Annotated in this window: 23 protein-coding genes; 8 read left to right on the top strand and 15 right to left on the bottom strand. The window is 69.8% G+C overall.

Features of this window, described 5'->3' with window-relative positions:
- Positions 1–7 precede the first annotated feature (7 nt).
- From KXR53_RS28260 to KXR53_RS28230, 7 genes are read left to right on the top strand one after another with little or no spacing between them, the layout of a single operon-like run.
- On the top strand, positions 8–1,555 hold the full coding sequence (locus tag KXR53_RS28260; protein ID WP_437378636.1) for a sugar ABC transporter ATP-binding protein: 1,548 nt from the start codon (positions 8–10) through the stop codon (positions 1,553–1,555).
- Positions 1,552–2,538, top strand: coding sequence for an ABC transporter permease (locus tag KXR53_RS28255; RefSeq protein WP_437378635.1), 987 nt, complete (start codon positions 1,552–1,554; stop codon positions 2,536–2,538). The genes KXR53_RS28260 and KXR53_RS28255 overlap by 4 nt, the downstream gene beginning before the upstream one ends.
- A 2-nt stretch (positions 2,539–2,540) precedes the next feature.
- On the top strand, positions 2,541–3,260 hold the full coding sequence (locus KXR53_RS28250; RefSeq protein ID WP_437378634.1) for a FadR/GntR family transcriptional regulator: 720 nt from the start codon (positions 2,541–2,543) through the stop codon (positions 3,258–3,260).
- Positions 3,257–4,303, top strand: a complete 1,047-nt coding sequence (locus KXR53_RS28245; protein ID WP_437378633.1) for a Gfo/Idh/MocA family protein — start codon at positions 3,257–3,259, stop codon at positions 4,301–4,303. The genes KXR53_RS28250 and KXR53_RS28245 overlap by 4 nt, the downstream gene beginning before the upstream one ends.
- A 3-nt stretch (positions 4,304–4,306) precedes the next feature.
- Entirely contained in the window at positions 4,307–5,119 is an 813-nt protein-coding gene (locus tag KXR53_RS28240) for a sugar phosphate isomerase/epimerase family protein (RefSeq protein ID WP_437378632.1), read from the top strand.
- Entirely contained in the window at positions 5,116–5,880 is a 765-nt protein-coding gene (locus KXR53_RS28235; protein ID WP_437378631.1) for an acetoacetate decarboxylase, read from the top strand. Before KXR53_RS28240 ends, KXR53_RS28235 begins: the two co-directional genes overlap by 4 nt.
- A gap of 14 nt (positions 5,881–5,894) precedes the next feature.
- The gene (locus KXR53_RS28230) at positions 5,895–6,209 is read left to right on the top strand and encodes an L-rhamnose mutarotase (RefSeq protein WP_437378630.1); all 315 of its coding nucleotides are present in this window, start codon (positions 5,895–5,897) and stop codon (positions 6,207–6,209) included.
- Positions 6,210–6,244: 35 nt separating this feature from the next.
- Here the strand turns inward: KXR53_RS28230 and pldH are convergent, their stop codons facing one another.
- Genes pldH through KXR53_RS28195 form a run of 7 tightly spaced genes read right to left on the bottom strand, consistent with a single transcriptional unit; the run spans position 6,245 to position 13,722 of the window.
- Positions 6,245–6,991: a pyridoxal 4-dehydrogenase, SDR-type gene (gene pldH, locus KXR53_RS28225; protein WP_437378629.1), complete on the bottom strand. Its 747-nt coding sequence runs from the start codon at positions 6,989–6,991 to the stop codon at positions 6,245–6,247.
- Positions 6,992–7,020: 29 nt separating this feature from the next.
- Positions 7,021–8,196 carry a pyridoxamine--pyruvate transaminase gene (gene ppaT, locus KXR53_RS28220; protein WP_437378628.1) on the bottom strand — a complete coding sequence of 392 codons (1,176 nt, stop codon included), beginning with the start codon at positions 8,194–8,196 and terminating at the stop codon, positions 7,021–7,023.
- 10 nt (positions 8,197–8,206) lie between these two features.
- On the bottom strand, positions 8,207–9,013 hold the full coding sequence (pldA, locus tag KXR53_RS28215; protein ID WP_437378627.1) for a 4-pyridoxolactonase: 807 nt from the start codon (positions 9,011–9,013) through the stop codon (positions 8,207–8,209).
- Positions 9,014–9,035: 22 nt separating this feature from the next.
- Positions 9,036–9,971, bottom strand: coding sequence for a putative B6 ABC transporter permease subunit 1 (locus tag KXR53_RS28210; protein WP_437378626.1), 936 nt, complete (start codon positions 9,969–9,971; stop codon positions 9,036–9,038).
- 2 nt (positions 9,972–9,973) lie between these two features.
- The gene (locus KXR53_RS28205) at positions 9,974–11,062 is read right to left on the bottom strand and encodes a putative B6 ABC transporter permease subunit 2 (RefSeq protein ID WP_437378625.1); all 1,089 of its coding nucleotides are present in this window, start codon (positions 11,060–11,062) and stop codon (positions 9,974–9,976) included.
- Positions 11,059–12,621, bottom strand: a complete 1,563-nt coding sequence (locus KXR53_RS28200) for a putative B6 ABC transporter ATP-binding protein (protein ID WP_437378624.1) — start codon at positions 12,619–12,621, stop codon at positions 11,059–11,061. Before KXR53_RS28200 ends, KXR53_RS28205 begins: the two co-directional genes overlap by 4 nt.
- Positions 12,622–12,681: 60 nt before the next feature.
- Positions 12,682–13,722, bottom strand: coding sequence for a putative B6 ABC transporter substrate-binding protein (locus tag KXR53_RS28195; RefSeq protein ID WP_437378623.1), 1,041 nt, complete (start codon positions 13,720–13,722; stop codon positions 12,682–12,684).
- 113 nt (positions 13,723–13,835) lie between these two features.
- Between KXR53_RS28195 and KXR53_RS28190 the strand changes: the two genes are divergently transcribed.
- The gene (locus tag KXR53_RS28190) at positions 13,836–14,258 is read left to right on the top strand and encodes a hypothetical protein (protein ID WP_437378622.1); all 423 of its coding nucleotides are present in this window, start codon (positions 13,836–13,838) and stop codon (positions 14,256–14,258) included.
- A gap of 1 nt (position 14,259) precedes the next feature.
- On the opposite strand, the gene fhmpcd1 is transcribed toward KXR53_RS28190, so the two are convergent.
- From fhmpcd1 to KXR53_RS28150, 8 genes are all read right to left on the bottom strand, one after another.
- On the bottom strand, positions 14,260–15,201 hold the full coding sequence (gene fhmpcd1, locus KXR53_RS28185; protein WP_437378621.1) for a 5-formyl-3-hydroxy-2-methylpyridine 4-carboxylate 5-dehydrogenase: 942 nt from the start codon (positions 15,199–15,201) through the stop codon (positions 14,260–14,262).
- Between the two features lie 17 nt (positions 15,202–15,218).
- Positions 15,219–16,217, bottom strand: coding sequence for an ABC transporter substrate-binding protein (locus KXR53_RS28180; protein ID WP_437378620.1), 999 nt, complete (start codon positions 16,215–16,217; stop codon positions 15,219–15,221).
- 35 nt (positions 16,218–16,252) lie between these two features.
- Positions 16,253–17,056, bottom strand: a complete 804-nt coding sequence (locus KXR53_RS28175; RefSeq protein ID WP_437378619.1) for an ABC transporter permease — start codon at positions 17,054–17,056, stop codon at positions 16,253–16,255.
- Positions 17,053–17,889, bottom strand: a complete 837-nt coding sequence (locus KXR53_RS28170) for an ABC transporter ATP-binding protein (RefSeq protein WP_437378618.1) — start codon at positions 17,887–17,889, stop codon at positions 17,053–17,055. Before KXR53_RS28170 ends, KXR53_RS28175 begins: the two co-directional genes overlap by 4 nt.
- 71 nt (positions 17,890–17,960) lie before the next feature.
- A complete protein-coding gene (locus KXR53_RS28165) occupies positions 17,961–18,563 on the bottom strand; it encodes a glutathione S-transferase family protein (RefSeq protein ID WP_437378617.1) in 603 nt (200 codons plus the stop codon).
- A 22-nt stretch (positions 18,564–18,585) separates the two neighbouring features.
- A complete protein-coding gene (locus tag KXR53_RS28160) occupies positions 18,586–18,984 on the bottom strand; it encodes a RidA family protein (RefSeq protein ID WP_437378616.1) in 399 nt (132 codons plus the stop codon).
- Positions 18,985–18,995: 11 nt separating this feature from the next.
- Positions 18,996–20,123, bottom strand: a complete 1,128-nt coding sequence (locus tag KXR53_RS28155; protein WP_437378615.1) for an LVIVD repeat-containing protein — start codon at positions 20,121–20,123, stop codon at positions 18,996–18,998.
- Between the two features lie 42 nt (positions 20,124–20,165).
- On the bottom strand, positions 20,166–21,308 hold the full coding sequence (locus KXR53_RS28150) for a cupin domain-containing protein (RefSeq protein ID WP_437378614.1): 1,143 nt from the start codon (positions 21,306–21,308) through the stop codon (positions 20,166–20,168).

The raw sequence follows: 21,308 nt of genomic DNA, 5'->3' as shown, positions 1-21,308 counted from the left end.
CGGCTGCATGAGCCCCCGTCTCGAGATGCGCGGCATCCGCAAGGCCTTCGGCGGCGTCGACGTGCTGCGCGAGGTCGAGCTGACGGTCGAGGCGGGGGAGGTGCTGGCGCTCCTGGGCTCGAACGGCGCCGGCAAGTCAACCCTGGTGAAGATCCTGGCCGGCAGCTATGGCCGCGACGCCGGGACGGTGCGGCTGGACGGCGCCGATGTCACCTTCGACCGGCCGCGCCAGGCCGTGGCCGCGGGGGTGCGTCTGCTGCCGCAGGAGATCTCGGTGATCCCGGACATGACCGTGGCCGAGAACATCTGCATCGGCGACCTGCCGATGCGCGCCGGCCCCGGCTTCCGGGTGGTGGACACGGCTGCGATGCGCCGCCAGGCGGAAGAGCTGCTGCAGCAACTCGGCTATGCCGGCATCGACCCCGGTGCCCGGGTCAAGACCCTGAGCGTGCCGGAACAGCGGATCGTGGAGATCGCCCGGGCCCTGGCCGGCAAGGCGCGGGTGCTGATCATGGACGAGCCCACGGCGTCGCTGACCGAACAGGAGTCGGCGACGCTCTTCGCCATCATCCGCCGGCTGAAGGCGCAAGGCGTCTCGGTCATCTACATCTCGCACTACCTGTCCGAGGTGTTCGCGGTCTCCGACCGCATCGCCGTGCTGCGCGACGGCCGCAACGCCGGCAGCTTCCGCACCGCCGATGCGACGCCGGCCGAGGTGCTGCGCGCCATGCTCGGCGGCGTGGTCGACAACCTGTATGGCTCCGGCCCGGCCGCGCCGGCGGGCGACGCCGTGCTGGCGGTGGAGGGGCTGCGGATCGAGGGCGAGGTCGAGGATGTCGACCTGACCGTCCGGGCCGGCGAGATCGTCGGCATCTTCGGCCTGGTCGGGTCCGGGGTGGAGAGCCTGGGCCGGGCGCTGTACGGCGCGCTCGGACCGGTCGCGGCGCGGCGGGTCGCGATCGGCGGCGCCCCTTATGCGCCGCGCACACCGCAGGCCGGCAAGGCCGCCGGCATCGGCTTCATCGCGGCGGAGCGCAAGCGCGAGGGCATTGTCGCCGACCTGACGGTGCGGGAGAACATCGCCCTGCCGTTCCTGGAGCGCTTCCGCGCCGGCCCGTTCATGGACGTGGCGGCGGAACGGCGGCACGCCGAAAGCTGGATCGGCCAGCTCGGCATCCGCACGCGCGGCAGCGAGCAGCGCCTGCGTACCCTGTCCGGCGGCAACCAGCAGAAGGTCTGCATCGCCCGCTGGCTGGTCGAGGGCATGCGGCTTTTGATCCTGGAGGAGCCGACCCGCGGCGTCGATGTTGGCGCGCGGCGCGAGATCTATGCCGAGCTGCGACGGCTGGCCGATTCCGGCCGGGCGATTCTGGTCCTGTCCTCCGATGTCGAGGAGGTGGCGGGGCTCTGTGACCGCGCCATCGTGCTCGACCGCGGCCGGGCGGTGGCGGAATTCCCGCGCGGCAGGGCGCCGGCGGAGCTGATGGCCGCTGCCGGCGGACCGGTCGCGGCCAGCGCGCCAGCCGCAGCGACGGAAGGGGAGCTGAGGGCATGACGACGATCGACACTCCCCGCCGCGCCCAGGGCCTGGCCCGCGGCGCGCTCGGCCGCACCTGGTCCGGCGTGGCGGTGCTGCTGCTGTTCTACGTGGCGCTGCTGGTCGCCTTTTCGCTGCTGTCGCCCTGGTTCCTGTCCTTCAACAACATGATGAGCATCGGCTCCAACGTCGCCTTCATCGGGCTGATGGCGGCGACCGGCACGCCGCTGATCATCGCCGGCGGGCTCGACCTCTCGGTCGCCGCGGTGGCAGGGCTGACCGGCGTGGTGCTGGCGCTCCTCCATGGTCTCGGGCTCGACATCTGGGTGGCGGCCGTGGCGGCGATCCTGTTCGGCGCCGCGATCGGCCTGGTCAACGGCATCTTCACCACCGGCCTGCGCCTCAACCCGCTGATCGTCACCCTGGCGACCATGAGCATCATCACCGGCAGCGCGCTCGTCATGACCGGCGGCCTGACCCGGCCGCTGATGGTGCCCGGCTTCAACTGGATCGGCAGCGGCCGCCTCTTCGGCATCCCGGTGCCGCTGATCCTGATGCTGTTGTGCTACGGCGCGCTCTGGGTGGTGCTGGCCAAGACCCGCTTCGGCCGCTTCGTCTACGCCTCGGGCGGCAATCCGGAGGCCAGCCGCCTGGTCGGCGTGCCGGTGGCGCGCACTCAGATCACGCTCTACGTCCTGTCCGGCGTCAGCGGCGCCGTCGCCGGGCTGGTGCTGGCGGCGATGCTGGGGGCGGCGGCGCCGGACGCGGCGGGCAAGCACCTGCTGACCGTGATCGCCGCCATCATCCTCGGCGGCACCAGCCTGTTCGGCGGCCGCGGCAGCGTCTGGGGCACGCTGCTGGCCGTGCTGATCCTGGGCACGCTGAACAACGGGCTGACCCTCCTCAACGTCTCCAGCTTCTGGCAGGACGTGACCCGCGGCATCGTGCTGCTGCTGGCGGTCAGCCTCGACCAGATCCGCAGCCGCGCGGCGGGAGACTGAGCGTGGTCGTCGGCCTCGACACTGTCGCCCCGATCGAGCGGCAGTCGGTCGCCGAGCAGGTGGCGAAGAAGCTGCTGGAGCTGGTGCGCACCGGCAGCCTGAAGCCGGGCGACCAGCTGCCGCCGGAGCGCGAGCTGGCGCAGATCCTGCAGGTCAGCCGGCCCAGCGTGCGCGAGGCGCTGCGGGGCCTGCAGATCCTGGGCGTGGTCAAGATGCGGCAGGGCGGCGGCGTCTATGTCACGGCGCTTGAGGCGTCGGACCTCCTGGCGCCGCTGCAGTTCCTCCTGGAGCTGAACGCGCCGACGGTCGACGCGCTGCACGAGGCGCGGATCCTGGTCGAAGGCACCATTGCCCGGCTGGCGGCGGAGCGGATCGACGCCGCCTCGCTGGCGCGGCTGCACGCGCTGCTCTCGGTGCAGCGCGGCCTGCTGCGCGACCCGGTCGGCTTCCGCGTGTCGGATATGGAGTTTCACCGCATCATCTACGCCGGCTCCGGCAACCCGTTCCTGGAGCGGGTCGCCGGTTCCTTCTTCGTGCTGGGCATGGAGTACCGCCGCATCGCCTCCGAGACGCCGGGCGTGCTGGAGCGCAGCTTCGCCGACCACGAGGCGATCCTGGCGGCGCTCGATGCCCGCGACGCCGAGGTGGCGGGGGAGGCGATGCGGCGCCACATGACCAGCGTCTACGAGACCACGCTGGCGGCGATGGAGAAGGCGCGATGACGAAGAAAGCACGGGTCGCCGTGGTCGGTGCCGGCTGGTGGGCGGCGCAGAACCACATCCCGGTGTTGAAGCGGAATCCCGATTGCGAGGTCGTCGGCGTCAGCCGGCTGGGGGCGGCGGAGCTGGCGGCGCTGCAGCAGCGCTTCGAGATTCCGGAAGGCTCGGAGAACACTCTTGAGCTGCTCGACCGGGTGAAGCCGGACGGGGTGGTGGTCGCCTCGCCGCATGTGCTGCACCATGAGCATGCCGCCGCCGCGCTCGACCGCTTCTGCCACGTGCTGGTCGAGAAGCCGCTGGCGACCAGCGCCGCCGACGCCCGCGACCTGGTCGCCCGTGCGCGCCGGGCCGGCCGCGCCATCGTCGTGCCTTATGGCTGGAACTTCCTGCCCTGGGTGGGTGAGGCCCGCCGGCTGGTCGGGGAGGGACAGATCGGCAGGGTCGAGCATGTCGTGCTGCAGATGGGCTCGGCGCTGGAGGACCTGTTCGCCGGCCAACCGATGGTCGAGACCAAGGACCACATGTTCCGGCCGCCGCCTTCGACCTGGGCCGACCCGAAGCGCGCCGGCGGCTATGGCTGGGGCCAGCTCGTCCATGCGCTCGGCCTGCTGTTCCGCATCGCCGACCTCGTGCCACGCGAGGTCTTCGCCATGACCGGCGCCTCGCCGACCGGCGTCGACTACTATGACGCCGCGACGGTGCGGTTCGAGGGCGGCGCCACCGCCGCTTTGTCCGGCGCCTCCACCGTGCCGAAGCATCGCGGTCCGCATATCGACCTACGCATCTACGGCTCCGAGGGCCTGCTGCTGCTCGACATCGAGCGCGAGCGGCTGGAGGTGCGGCGCCGCGACGGTCGCGATACCGTGGCGCCGATGGCGCCGGGCGACGGCGCCTATGGCTGCGAGCGACCGGTCGACGTCTTCGTCGACCTCTGCCTCGGCCGCGCGGTCGAGAACGACGCGCCGGGCGAGGTCGGGATGCGCGCGGTCGAGGTGCTGGACGCCATGTACCGCTCCGCCGCCAGCGGCCAAGTCGAGAGGGTCTGACCCATGCAGCTTTCGCTCACCTCCTGGTCCCTGCGCGCCTGCTCGCTGCAGGAGGCGGCCGGCATCGCCCGGGCGCTCGGCATCGGCGCGCTCGACCTCGGCTATTTCTACGGACCGGCCTTGGACAAGGCGGCGCTCCTGGCCGATCCCGACGGGATGGCGGAGGCGGTCCGGGCGCTCGGCATCCATGTGCCCAGCTTCTATCATCTCTTCGGTGATGGCCTGTCCGACCGCAATCTGGCCGATCCGCGCCATCGCGACCGCAACATCGCGGATTTCCGCCAGGTGATGCGTTTCTGCGCCCGCGCCTGCATCGACACCGTCTTCATCCTGCCCGGCGTGTGCAACCCGGGGCAGGGGAGGGCGCAGGCGCTCGAGGAATCGGCCCGCTCGCTCAACGCCCTGGTGCCGATCGCGCGCGAGGCCGGGGTGACGCCGACGATCGAGGCGCATGTCCACTCCTTCCTCGAAACTCCGACGCTGGTCGAGGAACTGCTGGGCCGGGTCGAGGGGCTGAGGCTGACGCTCGACTACGCTCATTTCGTCTGCCTCGGCTACCGGCAGGAGGAGATCGATCCGCTGGCCCGCCATGCCGCGCATGTCCATCTGCGCCAGGCCCGGCCGGGGGCGCTGCAGGCCAAGGGGCACGAGGGCACGATCAACATCGAGGCCCAGCTTGCCACCCTGCGCGACGCCGGGTTTCAGGGGCACCTCGCGCTCGAATACGTGCATCAGGACTATATGGCGACGCTCTATGACGACGTGCTGACGGAGACGATCCGCCTGCGCGATCAGGTGCGGGCCTGGCTGGCATGACCGGGCACCGGCTGACGGTCGAGGAGATCTGCCGGAGCGGCTTCTCGACGCCCTGGGACGCGCCGATGGTGCCGCCTTTCCCCTTCAGCTTCCGCGATGTCGAGGTGCTGACCCTGGCCTGGCGCACCGATCCGGAGGCGGTCGAACGGCTGCTGCCGCCGCCGCTGGAGCCGACCAGCGACGTGGTGCTGGCGCATATCTACAAGATGAACGACACCGACTGGCTCGGCCCCTATGGCGAGTCCAACGTCATGGTCGGCTGCCGGCTGCCCGCGACCGGCGAGGCCGGGTCCTACTCGCCCTATCTGTTCCTGTCTTCCGACATCGGCGTCGCCCATGGCCGCGAGGTGCACGGCCAGCCGAAGAAGTTCGGCACGCCTGTGCTGGAGGCGCGCGGCGACGCCTGGGTCGGCACCGTCGCCCGCAACGGCATCGACGTCATCACCGGCACGCTCGCCTACAAGCAGCGGCGCGACCGGATCGAGAGCCTAGCCGCGCATTTCGACTTCGCCACCAACATCAACCTGAAGGCGATCGACCATATCGACGGCCGGCCGGCGATCCGCCAGCTCACCGCCCGCCGCCTGGCCGAGGTGGCGGTGCATGAATGCTGGAGCGGCCCGTGCACGGTCGAGCTGAGGCCCAACATCCAGGCACCGGTCTACCGGCTGCCGGTGCGGGAGATGCTCGACGGCTTCTACTGGCGCGCCGACTTCACCCTGGCGCCCGGCCGCATCCTGCACGACTATCTCGCCGGCTGACGACGGAGACCGCGATGACGCAGCACGCCTGGATCCTCGAAATCCGCCCCGGCTATGAGGATGAGTACAAGCGCCGCCACGACGAGATCTGGCCGGAGATGGTGGCGGCGCTGAAGGCGGCCGGGATCCGCAACTACTCGATCTTCAAATACGGCCTGACCCTGTTCGGCCATTTCGAGACCGACGACCTCGACCGCACCATCGCCGCGCTGCGCGACGACCCGGTCAACCGGCGCTGGGGCGAATACATGGCGCCGATCATGAAGGTCGAGATCGACAGCCGCACCGGCTTCCCCTTCCTGCTGCCGCTGCAGTGGCACATGGATTGAGGCCCGCCCGGGTGCGGCATCGGGAACCGTGCCGCTTACCAGCGCACCATCCCGCCGTCGACATTCAGGGTCTGCCCGGTGATCCAGTGCGCTTCCTCGGAGGCGAGGAAGGCGACCGCCGGGGCGATGTCGCGCGGCTGGCCCTGGCCGGGGATCGCCTGCAGCATCTCGACGAAGCCGAAGGCCTGGGCGTGCGGGCTGGCCATGACCCCGTCCGACGCCGTCAGCCCCGGCGTCACCGCGTTCACCGTGATCCCGTGCTTCCCCAGCTCGGTCGCCAGCGCCCGGGTGAAGCCGAACACGCCGCCCTTGGCCGCGACATAGGCCGCCATGTTCGGTGTGCCGGCGAAGATGGTGTTGGAGCAGATGTTGACGATGCGGCCCTTGCGGCCGTCTCGGCGCATCATGTCCGACGAGGCCCGGGACATCAGGAACACGCCGGTCAGGTTGACCGCGACGATCTTCTGCCAATGCGCCAGGTCGACCTCGTCCCAGGCAACGAAGGGCACGATGGCGGCGTTGTTGACCAGGATGTCGACGCCGCCGGCCCGCGTCGCCACGGTCTCGTGCAGTGCCGCCACCGAAGCGGGGTCGGAGACGTCGCAGGCGACGGCGAAGCTGTCGTTTCCCAGCCCCGCGGCCACCGCTGCGGCGCCATCGGCGTTGATATCGGCGACGACGATCCGTGCACCGTCGGCCGCCAGCCGCTCCGCGATCGCCCGGCCGATGCCCTGCGCCGCCCCGGTCACGATCGCGACCTTGCCCGAAAGATCCGAAGCCATGTCCCTGTTCCTTCTGTCTTGATTGATTGTCAGCCGGCGTCGATGGCCTCCATCGCGGCCGCCACACCCCGGCCGATGTCGACCGGGTGGCCCAGCGCGCCGAGCGCCCCGCCGAGCGCGCTGATCGCCACCACGGCGTAGAGCGGTTGGGCGGTCGGCCCCATATGGCCGATGCGCACCAGCTTCCCCAGCGTCTCGCCGCGGCCGGAGGAGAAGGTGACGCCGTAGCGCTCGCGTGCCGCCCGGCGCAGCGCCTCGTCGGCCACGCCGTCCGGCACGCGCACCGCCGTGGTGGTCGGCGAGGCGATGGCTTCGCGCGCCGGCCATAGCGCCAGCCCCATCGCCTGCAGCCCGGCGCGGCAGGCCCGGGCGGTCAGCGCGTGGCGGGCCCACACCACCTCCGGCCCCTCCGCCAGATACTGGTCCAGCGCCGCGTCCAGACCGTTGACCTCGGCAACCGAGGGGGTGAAGGGGAAGGGCTTCTCGTGGTGCCAGGCGTCCTCCCAGTCCAGGATGCTCAGCATCGAGGCGCGAGGCGCGTCGGGATTGGCCTTCATCTTGGCCCAGGCGCGGTCGGAGACGCCGAGCAGGCTCAAGCCAGGCGCGCCGCCCAGGCACTTGTTCGGGCCGGTGACGAAGATGTCGGCGTGGCAGTCCTCCGGATGCACGTCCATGCCGCCGAAGGAGGACACCGCGTCGACGATCAGATAGGCGCCATGCTCCGCCACGATCCGGCCGATCGCCTCGACCGGGTTGATCGTGCCGGACGGCGTGTCGTGGTGGCAGACCGAGACGATGCGGATCTCGGGACGCTCCTGCAGCATGCGGGCGACGGCGTCCGGATCGATCGCCTCGTTGTATGGCACCTCGATCTCGACCAGCTCGGCGCAATACCGCTTGGCCCAGTAGCCGAAGCCTTTGCCGTAGACGCCGGAGGCGAGGTTCAGCACCACGTCGTCGCGGGCGATCAGCGAGGCCGCGGCTGCCTCCAGCCCCAGCACCGGCTCGCCGTGCAGGATCACCGGCGGGGTCGACAGGCGCATCGCCGTGCGCGCCTTCTCGGTCACCTGCTCATAGAAGGCTTGGAAGAACGGGTCGAAATCGTAGTGGATGGTGCGCGACAGCCCGCGCAGCACCGCCGGATAGGCGTCGACCGGTCCGGAGGTGAGGGTGAAGGCGGGTTCGCGGATCGTCGGGTCGGGCATGGCCGTGACCTCATCCGTAGAATTTCGGGCCGGTCTGGTAGTGGGCGAAGTTCTCAGCGTCGTGCGAGAACATCAGCTCCGCCTCCCGCTCCTCCGCCAGCTTGGCGAGGCGGCGCATCGAGGCGACGCCCTTGACCGGATCGATGTGGAACGACGCCTGGCACAGAGTCTCCAGGCTCTTCTGGGTGTAGGCGGCGTCGATGGTGAACAGGATCGGCCGCCGGGTCTGGAATTCGACCAACAGGCTGTAATGGCCGATGGCATGGCCCGGTGTGAACAGCAGATGCACACCCTTGGCCAGCTCGACATCGCCCTCGACCGTCTCGAAGCGGGAATTGGCCTCGGTGGTGCCGGGCAGCAGCTGGTCCGTCTTGCCCCGAGCGGCGGCGGCCTCGGCCGAGAAGCTCAGGTCGGAATAGCCCAGCACCTCGAAGGGCTGGGGCGTCGCCGCCTGGGCGATCTCGTCGCGGTGGCAGATCTTCTTGGCGTGCGGGAAGTACTTGTTGCCGCCGACATGGTCGAAATGGAAGTGGGAGTTGACGACGACCCCGACATCCTTCGGTTCCAGCCCCAGCAGGCCCAGCGCGCCGGGGATCGTCTGCTCCTTCGTCTGCTGCGGCTTCTCGAAGGGCAGCACCTTCATCACGTGGTCGTAGTCGAAGCCGCTGTCGATCAGGAAACGGCCCTCGGCATGCTCGACCAGGATCGAATAGACCGGGAAGCGGATCTCGCCGCCGGGCCCGCGGTTCCAGAAGACGTGATAGCCGTCGAGGACGAGCGAGCCGCCGTCGAGTAGGTAGACCTTGGTGTCTGTCATGGCAGGGTTCCTCCGGAAGGGATCAGCGGGCACCTCGGACATAGGGCAGGCCCAGCGCCGCGGGCAGGCTGGCGCGCCGCCCGAACAGCACCAGCACCGCCATGACCGCGGCGAAGGGCAGCATCTGGATCACGTCGGTCGGCACGTCGACGCCGGCGACCTGCAGCGCCGTGGTCATCGACAGGCAGGCGCCGAACAAGAGGGCGCCGAGCAGCACCCAGACCGGCCGGCCCCGCGCCAGCATCGCCAGCACGATGCCGATGAAGCCGGCGCCGTTGGTCATGAAGGGGATGAACAGGCCGGCGCCGATATTGGCCAGGAAGGCGCCGCCGACGCCGGCCAGCGTGCCGGTCGCCAGCACCGCGGCGGTGCGGACGCCGATCACGTCGACCCCCGCGGCGTCCAGCGCCTCCGGCTTGTCGCCCGCCGCCTGCAGGTCGAGGCCGAGCGCGGTGCGCCGGAACACCCAGGCGAGGACGAAGGTCAGGGCGACCGCGAGATAGACCACCAGGTGGCGGTCGAACAGGGCCGGGCCGATCACCGGGATCGCCGACAGGATCGGGATCGGCAGGGTGGCCGCGCCCTCCAGCCGCGGATAGCTCTGAGAGAACTGGAAGTAATGGAGCAGGGCGGTCATGCCCTCCGCCCCCAGGGTCAGGGCGATGCCGATGACGATCTGGTTGAGGCCGAGCCGGACGCAGAGCAGCGCCATCAGCAGGGCGACCAGCAGCCCGCCGCCGGCGCCGCCGAGAAAGCCGAGCCAGATCGACCCGCTGGAATAGGCGACCAGAAAGCCGAGATAGGCGCCGGTCAGCATCATGCCCTCGATGCCGACATTCAGCACGCCAGCCTTCTCCGAGATCTGCTCTCCCAGCCCGGCCAGCAGCAGCGGCACGCCGGCGGTGACGGCGCCGAGCACCAGCGAGGTCAGGAAGGCCTGGGTCAAGAGCCCGTCCATGCTCAGGCCCTCATCCGCTCGCGGCGCCGGTGGTCGACATACTCGACCAGCGCCAGGACGATCAGCAGGATCGCCATCACCACCAGGGTGAAGAAATGCGGTACGCCCAGCCGCCGCGCCGCGCTCTCGCCACCGATCGACAGCACCGAGAACAGGAAGACGAAGGCGATGCTGGCGAAGCCGTTGAAGCGGGCCAGGAACACCAGCGGGATCACCGCCAGGCCGTAGGCCGGGTTCCAGTCGGCGCGGACATTGCCCTGCACGCCGATGATGTCGACCGCGCCCGCCATGGCTGCGAGGCTGGCCGAGATGGCGAAGACGGCGACGGTCAGCCGCGGCACTGGCAGCCCGGCATGGATCGCGGCACGGGCATTGGCGCCGACCACCCGCAGCCTCAGCCCGAAGGCGGTGCGGGTCATCATCAGATGGACCAGCACGACCGCGACGAGACCGAGCACCAGTCCGCCGCTGATCGTGGTGCCGAACAGCCGCGGCAGCCGGTCGTCCACCGCAAGGGTCCGGGTCTGCGGCACGGTCGTCGCCGGGTCTCGGAAGGCCAGCTTCACCAGGACATTGGCGAAGGAGGTGCCGAGGAAGGTCATCATCAGTGTGGTGATGATCTCGTTCACGCCCTGATAGGCGCGCAGCAGCGCCGGCAGCAGCGACCAGGCGGCGCCGACCGCCGCGGCCAGAAGGAGGCACAGCGGCAGCGCGATCCAGCCCGGCAGCGCCGCGGCCAGGGGCGGCCCGGCCGCGGCGACGATCACCGCGGCCAGCAGGAACTGGCCGTCGGTGCCGAGATTCCAGATGCCGGCCCGGAAGGCGACGATCAGCCCGGCGGCGAGGAACAGCAGCGGCGCCATCCGCGACAGCGACGCCTGCAGCCCGAGCCAGGACAGGAGGCCGCGCTGCAGTACCAGCCCGTAATAGGCCAGCGGATCAGTACCCAGCGCCAGCAGCACCCCACCCGACAGCAGCAGCGCTGCCAGGATCGGGCCCAGCGTGACCAGGGCCCAGTGCAGGGCGCCGCCGGCCGCGCCGGGTTTCGCCGGCGGCTTCTGGGCGGTGCCGTTCACCGTGTCCGCCGTCATGACGCGGATCCGATCATCAGCTCTCCCACCCGCTGGCGCGCCCGATCGTCATTGGCGACCGTTCCGGCAATGCGGCCGCGGGACATCACCGCGATCCGGTCCGCCAGCTCCAGCAGCTCCTCCAGGTCGGTCGAGATCAGGATGGTGGCGACCCCGGCATCGGCGGCGTCGCGGATCCGCCGCCGCGCGGCGATGATGTTCTGCACGTCCAGGCCGTGGGTCGGCTTGCTGTAGATCACGACCCGGGCAGCGCCGGACAGCTCGCGGGCCAGCAGCACCTTCTGGATGTTGCCGCCGGACAGGCGCCCGACCGGCGTCCGGACGCTCGGTGTTCGCACGTCGAAGGCGGTGACCAGGGCGCGGGCATGGCGGTCGATCTCGTCGGGCCGCTCCAGCCCACGCGACCAGAAGGGCGCTTCGCCGATCTGCTTCAGCAGCAGGTTGAGGGAGACGGGGAAGGCGCCGACCGTGCCTTCGCCGAGCCTATCGTCGGTGACATAGCGCAGGCCCAGCCGGCGCCGCGCGCCGACATCCAGATGCTCGATCGGCCGGCCGTCCAGCAGCACCGTGCCGCCGCTGCCCGGCCGCTGCCCCGCCAGCGCCTCGGCCAGCTGCTGCTGGCCGTTGCCGTCGATCCCGGCGATGCCCAGGATCTCGCCCGGCGCCACCTCCAGCGCGATGTCGGCGACGGCCGCGGCACCCTGGCCGGGCACGCTGAGGCCGCGCACCACCAGGCGTGGCGGCGCGGACGGGGCGGGGGGGTGCCGCCGGCCGCCGACCTTCGGTTCGTCGGTGGCGGCCACACCGAACATCAGATGCACGATCTCGGTCGTGGCCTCGCGCTCGCCCAGGCTTCGCAGCCGCTCGGGCGGGATCTCACCGACCCTGCGGCCGAGGCGCAGGATCGTGATGCGGTCGCCGAAATCCAAGGCTTCCTTCAGCTTGTGGGTGATGAAGACGACGGCGATGCCGCGCCCGGCCAGCCGCCGCATCAGCGCGCCCAGCTCCTCCACCCCCTTCGGCGTCAGCATCGCAGTCGCCTCGTCCAGGATCAGCAATCGGCTGCCGCGCAGCAGCGCGCGCACGATCTCGGCCTGCTGCTGCTCGCCCAGCGACAGCTCGCCGGTGACGGCCTGCGGGTCGATCGCCAGGCTCAGCCCCTCGGCGGTGCGCCTGAGATCGGCGGCCAGCCGGGCGCGGTCGGGGCGGCGCCACCAGGGCAGACCGAGCGCCAGATTGTCCGCGACCGTCAGGGTGGGGGCCAGCATGACGTGCTGGAACACCGTGCCGATGCCGAGGCCGAGGGCGTGGCGGGGAGAGGCGATGGCCTGCTCGTGCCCATCGACCAGGATGGTGCCCTCATCGGGCTGCAGGACGCCCGACAGGATCGATATCAGCGTCGACTTGCCGGCCCCGTTCTCGCCCAGCAGCACATGCACCTCGCCGGGCCGGATCGCCAGATCGATCCGATCGTTGGCGACGACGCCCGGAAAGCGCTTGGTGATGCCGCGCAGCGCGATGATCGGCGCGCCGGGGTCCGGTGGCGGTGATGCGGTCATGGCTCCGTCGCTCCGTGATCCGCCGGCATATCCCGGCGGATCGCCGCGTTATCGGCCGGATTACTGCGTCGCCGCCGAGACATCCGACATCAGCGCGCGGACTGCGGTCGCCTCCCAGATCGGCTCGACCTTGACCTTGCCGCTGACGATATCGGCGCGGATCGCCTGCAGCTGGGTCCAGACATCGTCGGGAATGGCCTTGGTCTTGAGGAGCTGGACGGAATCGTCGGCCAGGCCGATGGCGTAGGGCTTGGTGCCGAAGGTGCCTGCCTTCAGGTCCTCGATCATCGCCGTATAGACCGGGGTGATGTTCCAGATGACGGAGGACAGGAGATTGCCCTTGTCGATGCTGGACTTGTCGCCGATCACGTCGATGAAATAGACCTTGCCGCCGTCGGTCGCCTTGCTGGTCTCGACCGCCTGGATCATGCCGAAGCTCGATCCGTTGCCCTGGCCGAAGATGATGTCGGCCCCGGCTGCGATCACCGATTCCGTGACCCGCTTGCCGCCCGCCGCGTCGCTGTAGGCGGCCGGGCCGATCACGGCATAGCGGATCTTCACCGACGGCTTCTCCGCCTTCGCGCCCTGGGCGAATGCCGCGGATTGCGAGTTCCAGGACGGCGGCTCGCCCGACACGACGATGCCGACCGTGCCGGTCCGCGTCATCTTCGCCGCCAGCCGGCCGGCCAGATAGGCGCCCTCATGGCCGCTCAGCGTGTAATCGGCGATCAGGCCGGGCTTCAGCAGGTCCGGCCGGTCGACGATCGCGACCGGCACGCCGGTCTCGGCCGCGATCTCGGGGGCGGCGGTGTTGTAGCCGCTGGCATGGGCGATCAGCAGGTTCGCCCCGTCCGCCACCAGCTCGCGCATGGTCGACCGCACGTCGCCATAGCCGAGGCCCTCGGCCACCATGACCTCCACGCCCGCCTTGGCGCCAGCCGCCTTGGCCGCGGCGACGCCCTGCTGGTTCCAGCCGAAATCGGTGCCCTGTTCCGGCGCCAGGATGGCGATGCTCTTCACCTCCGCGGCGCTGCCCGCGGTGGAAGCCAGCCCCAGCAACAGCGCGCCGAAGCCGGCCCTGATCAACAAGCTCTTCATCATGTCTCGACTCCCTGTTTGTTATTGTGGAGCAATTATATTGTCTATTTGGTTTCTTGCAGGACTGTAGTATTGGATATTGTTCTTCTCGCAAGTCGCCTTTTTGGAGTGATCCGATGGTGCGGTTCCAGTCCCGCGTCCTTCCGACGATCGCGCTGGCGCTTGCGGCCATGCCGGCCTTCGCGGCCGGGCTCGGGCCGGATGGGCTGACCGAACGGATGTTCCGCGCGGACAACCGCGGCCACGGCCGGATCGCGTGCGGCGCCGCGATCGCCCACTGGTACTCGGTCGATCTCGGGCAGGCCGGCCCGGGTGGGTCGGTCAGCGCCCGGCTCTGGTTCGGCCCGGATGGCGCCGTGTACCTGCTCAATGACAAGCAGGACCGGCTGCCGATCGAGACGCTGTGGTGCGGCGTCGCCGGCCGCAGCTGGGCGACGCGCAGCATGATCGACCTGCCGCGCCATGCCGGTCCGGTCGCGGCCGCAACACCGATCGCGGTGGACTGCGCGCCGGCCGGCGACCGGCTGGCCTGCCGCTGACTCATCCGTCGCGCCCCTCCAGGATCCGCCGCACCGCTACCAGGCGCCGGGCCCGCTCGGCCTGCAGCTCCCGGATCTGGTCCGGCGTGTAGGGGAAGATGCCTTCGCCGCTCTTCATCCCCAGCTTGCCCGCCCTGGTTCGGTCTGTCACATAGCCCGCCACGTCCTTGCGATCCGACAGGTCGGCGTTCAGGAAGCTGGCGACCGACTGGTAGATGTCCAGCCCAGCCATGTCGAGCAGCCGCATCGGGCCGACCACGCTCAGCTTGTAGCCGATGCCCCAGGACACGCAGGTGTCCATGCCCTCCTCATCGATCACCCCCTGGTCGACCAAGTCGATCGCTTCGCGCAGCAGGGCGTAGAGGATGCGGTTCTCGACGAAGCCGGGAACGTCCTTCTTCACCACCACCGGCAGCAGCTTCAGCGACCGGATCAGATCTGTGATGAAGCTCACGGTCGCCGGTGCGGTCCGCTCGCCGGCGATCACCTCGATCATCGGGATGATGTGCGGCGGGTTCGACCAGTGCATTCCGACCAGCCGTTCGGGATGCGACAGGAATGCCTGCAGCGTGGTGATCGGAATGCCGGAGGTGTCGGAGGCGACGATGGTGTCCGCCGGCAGCAGCGGGTCCAGCGTGCGATAGAGCTCGGCCTTGATCTCGACCTTCTCCGGCACGTTCTCGATCACCAGCCCGGTACCGGAGACGGCCCCGGCCAGGTCCTCGTGGAAGCTGACTGCGCCCTCGCCGGAGGCCGGCGGGGCGATGCCGAGCCGGTCCAGCACCGCGCCGGCTTGCGGAACCGCGGCGCGGGCGCGTTCGATCGCGGCCGGCGACGTGTCATGCGCCCGCACCGCCATGCCGCCGCGGGCGAGCGTCGCCACAATTCCCGGGCCCATGGTGCCGAGGCCGATCACTGCGACTTGAAGGCTTCCGTCCGGCATTGTCCCGCTCCCGCCGCTCAGGGCTTCAGGAAGGCGTCGGTGAAGGCGGAATCCGCCGCGATCGTACCCTTCATCGCGCCCTGGTCGGTCAGCACCTTGATCGTCTTGGCCCATTTCTCCTTCGTCATCCAGCCGAGGCCATTGGCCTTGGTGTCGGCATCGGTGAAGGTGTGGTCGATATCGGCCTGCAGCTGCGCCGCCAGCACGTCCTCCTTGCCGGAGTAGCCGGGTGCCGCCTTGGCGGTGATCGCCGCGGCCTCCTGCGGATGCTCGGCGGTGAATTGGAAGGCCTTGAGATAGGCGGCGACGAAGCGCTTCACCACGTCCGGCTTGTCCTTGAGCATGGCCTCGGAGGTGAACAGGCCGGAGCCGTAGACGTCGTAGCCGTAATCGGCGCCGAGGAGGATGCTGAGCGAGCCCGGGCCCCCGGCCTTGGCCTCCAGCTCCGGCACCTCGGCATCGATGTAGCCCGGCACCGCATCGACCCGGCCGAGCAGCAGATAGCTCTCATAGGGCGGCGACACGCTGCTCATCTTCATGTCCGCCTCGGACATGCCATTCGCGGCAAGGAATGCCTTGAAGAAGATGTAGGTCGATCCGGCCGGATGGATGCCGATGTTCAGCCCCTTGATGTCGGTGGGCGCCTTCAGCTGATGGCTCTTGGCCAGGGCGATCATGCCGAGCGGCGAGCGCTGGTTCACCGCCACCAGCGCCACCACCGGCACGTTCTGCGACCGCGCCACGGCCAGGGTCGGCAGGTCGCCGAAGCCGAATTCGGCGTTGCCGTTCGCCACCAGCCGCATGGCGTCGGGCGAGCCGGTGCCCTTGCGGATCTCGGTGACCTCGATCCCGTTCTCGGCGAAATAGCCCTTCTCCTTCGCCACGAAGAACATGGCGTGGTTGCCGCGCACCACCCAGTCGAGCTGGACGCTCACCTGGTCGGCGGCCAGGGCCGGGGCCGCCAGGATCGCCGCCGCCAAGCCGATCAGGACCCCACAGACCGATCTCCTCACCATCGTCAGCCTCCCGCGGCCTTTCGGGTTTGCTCGGATCAGGCGGACCGCAGCGCCGGATCGAATTTCGGAGCCCAGGGCACCACCAGCCGTTCCAGCAGCTCCATCGCGTAGTAGAAGACGACCCCGACGACCGACACGACCAGCAGCGCCGCGAACACCATCGGCGTGTCCAGCTGGGTCGAGGCGAACTGGATCAGATAGCCCAGGCCCGCCGAGGCGCCGGCGAACTCGCCGACGATGGCGCCGATGACGCTGAAGGTGACGGCGATCTTCAGCCCGGCCATCAGCTGCGGCAGGGCATAAGGGATCTGGATGCGCAGCAGGATCGTGGTCCGGCTGGCGCCGACCGACCGCATCAGCGACAGGAGGCCCGGATCGGCGGCCTCCAGCCCGGCCAGCATCGACAGCGTCACCGGGAAGAAGGCGATCACCAGGATGAGCCCGACCTTCGGCGCCAGGTCGTAGCCGAACCAGAGGATGAAGATCGGCGCCAGCGCCACCTTCGGCACGGTCTGGAACAGCACGATCAACGGATACAGCGCCCGGCCGAGCAGCCGGAACCGGGCGATCACCATGGCCAGCGCGATGCCGACCACGGCCGCGACCAGGAATCCGACCAGGATCTCGACCGCGGTCACCCGCGTCGCCTCGAGAAGCGGCCCGGCCTCGCGCGCCAGGGTGGCCCCGATCGCCGACGGTGCCGGCACGATGAAGCTGGAGACCTCGAAGATCCAGATCGCGGCTTCCCAGGCGGCGATGGTGGTCAGCAGCAGCACGACGGCCGGCAGCCACTCGGCCGTCGCCGCGCCCCGGCGGGCGAGGACCGTGGCGCCGCTCATGACCGGCCTCTCATAGCGTGGCTCTGGACCAGCAGCGACCGCAGCCGGCTCTCCGTCGCCCGGAAGCGCGGATCGGCGTAGCTCTCCTCGCCGCGGGGATAGGGCAGGGGGATCTCGATGCTGTCGATGATCCGGCCCGGCCCGACGCCCATGACATGGACGTGCCGCGACAGCAGCACCGCCTCATCGATCGAATGGGTGACCAGCACGATGGTCTTGCCGGTGCGCTCCCAGATCTCCAGCAGCGACCGGCTCATCTCCTCCCGCGTGATCGCGTCGAGGGCGCCGAAGGGCTCGTCCATCAGCAGGATGTCGGGCTCGAGTGTCAGCGCCCGGGCGATGGCGACGCGCTGGCGCATCCCGCCTGACAGCTGGCTCGGCCGCTTGGCTGCAGCGTCCTCCAGCCCGACCAGCTTCAGCATCGCCCGCGCCCGCTCCAGCACCTCGGCCCGCGGCAGGGACCGGTCCGCCACCTCGCGCAGCAGCGCCGCGTTGTCGAGCGCATTCTTCCAGGGCAGCAGATTCGCGTCCTGGAACACCAGGCCGATGATCCGCCGCCGCACCGCCTCCTCCGGCGGCAGACCGGCGACGCGGACCCGGCCTTCGGTCGGGGGCAGCAGCCCGGCCATCATCTTGAGAAGCGTGCTCTTGCCGCAGCCGGACGGGCCGATCAGGCAGACGAAGGATCCCCTGGGCACGGTCAGGCTGATGTCGCACAGCACCTGCTGCCGGATGCCGAGGATTTCGAAGGTCACCGACACCCCCTCGACCGCGATCTGGGCGGCGTCAGTCGACGGCGCCGCCGGGGGCTCCTTCAGTCTCGCCACGGGCATGGTCCAGCTCTTCCCATCCGGTCCATCCAATCCGGCACCCGTTCGGCCGCGGCCGTCACAGCCGGCACCTCCTAGCCCGCCGTTGCCTTGCGGAAGGCCGGCCGGGCCTCCAGGGCCGCCATCCAGCGATCCAGGTTGGGGAAGGCCGGTCGCTCGATCGGGAAGCCCAGGCAGCGCTTCAGGATCGGGCCCAGCGCGATATCGGCGACGGTCAGGCGGCCGAGGGCGAACCAGTCGCGCCCGGCCAGGTGCCGGTCGGCGATCGCCAGCAGATCCGCCAGTTCCTTCCCCTGCACCGCGAACTCGGCGCCGCGCTCCTCCGGCGGCTTCTTTGCGTCCTTGAAGATGGCGACGTAGGGGCTGTTGACGCTGGCCAGCAGCCAGTCCATCCAGCGCTCGACATCGGCCTTCTCGGCCGGGTTCGCGCCGGTCAGGGTCGGGCCGTGCAGCGCCGCCAGGTACCGCAGGATAGTGTGGGATTCCCAGATCACGGTGTCGCCGTCGACCAGGGTGGGCACCTTGGCGTTCGGGTTCAGCGCCAGGTACTCAGGGGTCTGGGTGTTGCCGAACTGGCGGCCGTAGTCCTCGCGCTCATAGGCGACGCCCAGCTCCTCGAGGAGGAACAGCACCTTCTGCACGTTGCCGGAGGTGTGCCGGCCCAGCAATCTGATCATCCTTGCCTCCCGAACTCGCGCCTCAGCCCCTCAGCGGGCGGTAGGCGATGGCATCCATCTCGATCTTGGTGTTGATCACGGCGCGCGCCTCGACGGTGGTTCGCGCCAGCGCCGCGTCCTTGAAGTATTCGGCGAAGATCTTGTTGTAGCGGCCGAAGTCGCGGGCATCCTCGAGATAAGTCGTGACCCGGACGACATCGGCCAGAGTCGCACCGTCCTCCGCCAGAACCCGCTGGATCGCCTCGATTGTGGCCCTGGTCTCTTCCTCGATCGTGCCGTGGACCATGTTGCCCTCGGCGTCCTTGCCGACCTGGCCGGAGACGAAGATGAAGTCGCCGGCCCGCACCGCGGGGTGGAACGGCAGGTTCGGATTCTTGCGGCCGATGGCGTAGCGCGGCGCGGCGTCTGCGGTGTCGGACAAGGCAGCCCCCTTCAGAAGACGCTGGTTTCGATGATGTCGACGCCGTTGATCCGGTCGATCAGGTAGATCAGGCCGCGGTCGTCGATGGTGGCGTCGTTCGACGACGCCCGCTCCTCGCCGGCCGGCGGGTCGGGCAGGAAATGGCCGACCTCGCGCGGGACGAAGGGGTCGGCGATATCGACCAGCCGCAGCCCCTGCGCGAACCAGGCGAAGGGAATGACGGTGCCGGTGAAGCGCTCCGACGGCTGATGGCAGCCGGTCATCGGCGGCTGCGGCGCCCCGTCCCGGTCCAGCCCCGGCACCTGGAAGGTCGCGATCGGCAGCGGCAGCCGCTCCTCCGTGATGTCGTAGATCCAGGTGAAGGCGGGCGCGGCGGGGCGCAGCTTGGCCACGTCCTCGTCGGCCACGACCATGATCTTCCGGCCCTTCAGCGGCTGCGGGATGGGCAGGCAGGTGTGGGTGGGGTGCGGGAAGGACGGGCTGGTGTTCAGCTGCGAGATCAGCTTCGGCCGCGCCATGTCGGCGATGTCGAGGATGAACAGCCCGTGGTGCCAGTAGCTGACATAGAGCCGGTCGCCTGCCCGGATCGGATGGTGGCAGCGCGGCGGCACCCATTCGGCCCAGGGGTATTCCTCACCGCCGCCGGTCCACTGGCCGGGGATCCACCAGCGCCCGACCTCGACCGGCCGGGCCGGATCGACCAGGTCGAGGATCATGACGATATTGCCGACATAGCCCTCGGCGGTCGGCGAGATATAGGCGTAGCGCCCGTCGAAGTCGTAGCGGTGGACGCCGCGGCCGGCGGTCATCCATTTCGAGATCAGGCGGGGCTGGCTGGGGCGGGAGACATCGTAGATCGCGATGCCGCCGCCGAAATCCGCCGGGCCGCTCTGCCCCAGCTTCTCGTGGTTGACGATCATGATGTCGCCGGCCACGCGCACCTTGTGCGAATGCCAGCCCTCGGGCAGCTCCAGCCGGGCGACCACCTTCGGGTTCCGCGGGTCGGCGACGTCAACGATGGTGGTGCCGCTGGGCCAGCGCATATGGCCGATATAGAGGGTCGTGCCCTCGACCCAGACCTGGCCGCCGCCGGGGCAGTCGATATGCGAGACGAGGGTGGTGTTGGCGGAGCTCGGCAAGATGGCCTCGGATGGTTCGGGACGGGAGAGGCCGGCGGGCCGTCAGATCATGCGGACCACGTCGCCGCTGGCGTCGCGGCCCCATTTGCGGAACAGGCCGAAGGCCTTCTGCGCCGGCTCGTCGCTGGCGACGAACAGGATCGCGGGCTCGGTGCCGGACCCGTTCACATGCTCGCACCACGACCCTCCGGGCACCGCCAGCGTGTCGAACTCGGTCCAGTCGAAGCGCTTGCCGTCGACCATGGAATGGCCGCTGCCCTGGAACGGCGCCACCAGGAGGCTGGCGGTCTGGCGCAGCGGGCGGGTCCGCTCGCCCGGCCGCAGCATCTGGGCGAAGAAGGTGATGGTCTTGAACACCGGCCCGCCGGTCAGCGGGTCGACATACTCGATCATCAGCGCCTCATACGGGTCGCCGTCCCAGTCCTTGAACCGCTCCAACTGCTCCCGCATCGCGTCCCAGCGATAGACATACATCGGCGACGACAGGCCGGAGCCGCGATGGTGGTCGATGAAGCGCGGCCGCAGCCCGCCGGCGCCGTAGACGCGGGCGGAATAGTCGTCGGGGAAGCGGGCGCTCTGCACCTTCTTGGCGACGCCGGCTTCGGCGTAATCGTGCTCGAAATACACGGCGTTCAGAGTCTCGACCAGCGGCAGGTCCAGCACCGAGAGATTGACCGCCGGCTCGTCGCCCGTGTTGCCATGGTTGTGCCAGGCATCGATCGGCGTCAGCACCATGTCGCCCGGACCGAAGGTGATGTCCTCGCCCTCCACGCCGGTGAAGTTGCTCTTGCCGGTCAGGCCGAAGCGGATGGCGCTGGGCGAATGCCGGTGCGGCGGCATCACCTCGTTCGGGTCGTTCAGCCGGTAGGCCGTGTACATGGTGCTGACCGTCGCCCGTCGCGGCGACAGGCCGGGATTGACCAGGATCAGCGAGCGCCGCTCGGAATCGTCCATGTGGATCAGCTCGGCCGAGCGCTGCAGGATCGGCGCGATGTCCTCCCGGTAGCGCCACAGGAAGGGCACGGCCTTCTGGGTGCCCATCAGCTGCCTGATCTCGTCGTGATCGACGTCGGTCGAGCTGGCCCAGAACGGGAACATGTTCTTGTTGAAGACGTCATCGTACAGCGCCTTCAGGGCGGCGTCGCGATTGGACGCCCCTTGCGCCGCGGCGCGCGTGTCCGTCAT

This window comes from Inquilinus limosus, assembly GCF_051487185.1.
In the GTDB taxonomy this organism is placed as follows: Bacteria; Pseudomonadota; Alphaproteobacteria; order DSM-16000; family Inquilinaceae; genus Inquilinus; species Inquilinus limosus_F.
The sequence above is the reverse complement of the archived record's forward strand: the minus strand, read 5'-3'. Positions and strand labels throughout refer to the sequence as shown.

Excerpts from the sequence above, each read along its gene's own strand:
- KXR53_RS28260 (WP_437378636.1), top strand. The coding sequence starts at position 8 with ATGAGCCCCCGTCTCGAGATGCGCGGCATCCGCAAGGCCTTCGGCGGC.
- KXR53_RS28255 (WP_437378635.1), top strand. The coding sequence starts at position 1,552 with ATGACGACGATCGACACTCCCCGCCGCGCCCAGGGCCTGGCCCGCGGC.
- KXR53_RS28245 (WP_437378633.1), top strand. The coding sequence starts at position 3,257 with ATGACGAAGAAAGCACGGGTCGCCGTGGTCGGTGCCGGCTGGTGGGCG.
- KXR53_RS28240 (WP_437378632.1), top strand. The coding sequence starts at position 4,307 with ATGCAGCTTTCGCTCACCTCCTGGTCCCTGCGCGCCTGCTCGCTGCAG.
- KXR53_RS28235 (WP_437378631.1), top strand. The coding sequence starts at position 5,116 with ATGACCGGGCACCGGCTGACGGTCGAGGAGATCTGCCGGAGCGGCTTC.
- KXR53_RS28230 (WP_437378630.1), top strand. The coding sequence starts at position 5,895 with ATGACGCAGCACGCCTGGATCCTCGAAATCCGCCCCGGCTATGAGGAT.
- pldH (WP_437378629.1), bottom strand. The coding sequence starts at position 6,991 with ATGGCTTCGGATCTTTCGGGCAAGGTCGCGATCGTGACCGGGGCGGCG.
- ppaT (WP_437378628.1), bottom strand. The coding sequence starts at position 8,196 with ATGCCCGACCCGACGATCCGCGAACCCGCCTTCACCCTCACCTCCGGA.
- pldA (WP_437378627.1), bottom strand. The coding sequence starts at position 9,013 with ATGACAGACACCAAGGTCTACCTACTCGACGGCGGCTCGCTCGTCCTC.
- KXR53_RS28210 (WP_437378626.1), bottom strand. The coding sequence starts at position 9,971 with ATGGACGGGCTCTTGACCCAGGCCTTCCTGACCTCGCTGGTGCTCGGC.
- KXR53_RS28205 (WP_437378625.1), bottom strand. The coding sequence starts at position 11,062 with ATGACGGCGGACACGGTGAACGGCACCGCCCAGAAGCCGCCGGCGAAA.
- KXR53_RS28200 (WP_437378624.1), bottom strand. The coding sequence starts at position 12,621 with ATGACCGCATCACCGCCACCGGACCCCGGCGCGCCGATCATCGCGCTG.
- KXR53_RS28195 (WP_437378623.1), bottom strand. The coding sequence starts at position 13,722 with ATGATGAAGAGCTTGTTGATCAGGGCCGGCTTCGGCGCGCTGTTGCTG.
- KXR53_RS28190 (WP_437378622.1), top strand. The coding sequence starts at position 13,836 with ATGGTGCGGTTCCAGTCCCGCGTCCTTCCGACGATCGCGCTGGCGCTT.
- fhmpcd1 (WP_437378621.1), bottom strand. The coding sequence starts at position 15,201 with ATGCCGGACGGAAGCCTTCAAGTCGCAGTGATCGGCCTCGGCACCATG.
- KXR53_RS28180 (WP_437378620.1), bottom strand. The coding sequence starts at position 16,217 with ATGGTGAGGAGATCGGTCTGTGGGGTCCTGATCGGCTTGGCGGCGGCG.
- KXR53_RS28175 (WP_437378619.1), bottom strand. The coding sequence starts at position 17,056 with ATGAGCGGCGCCACGGTCCTCGCCCGCCGGGGCGCGGCGACGGCCGAG.
- KXR53_RS28170 (WP_437378618.1), bottom strand. The coding sequence starts at position 17,889 with ATGCCCGTGGCGAGACTGAAGGAGCCCCCGGCGGCGCCGTCGACTGAC.
- KXR53_RS28165 (WP_437378617.1), bottom strand. The coding sequence starts at position 18,563 with ATGATCAGATTGCTGGGCCGGCACACCTCCGGCAACGTGCAGAAGGTG.
- KXR53_RS28150 (WP_437378614.1), bottom strand. The coding sequence starts at position 21,308 with ATGACGGACACGCGCGCCGCGGCGCAAGGGGCGTCCAATCGCGACGCC.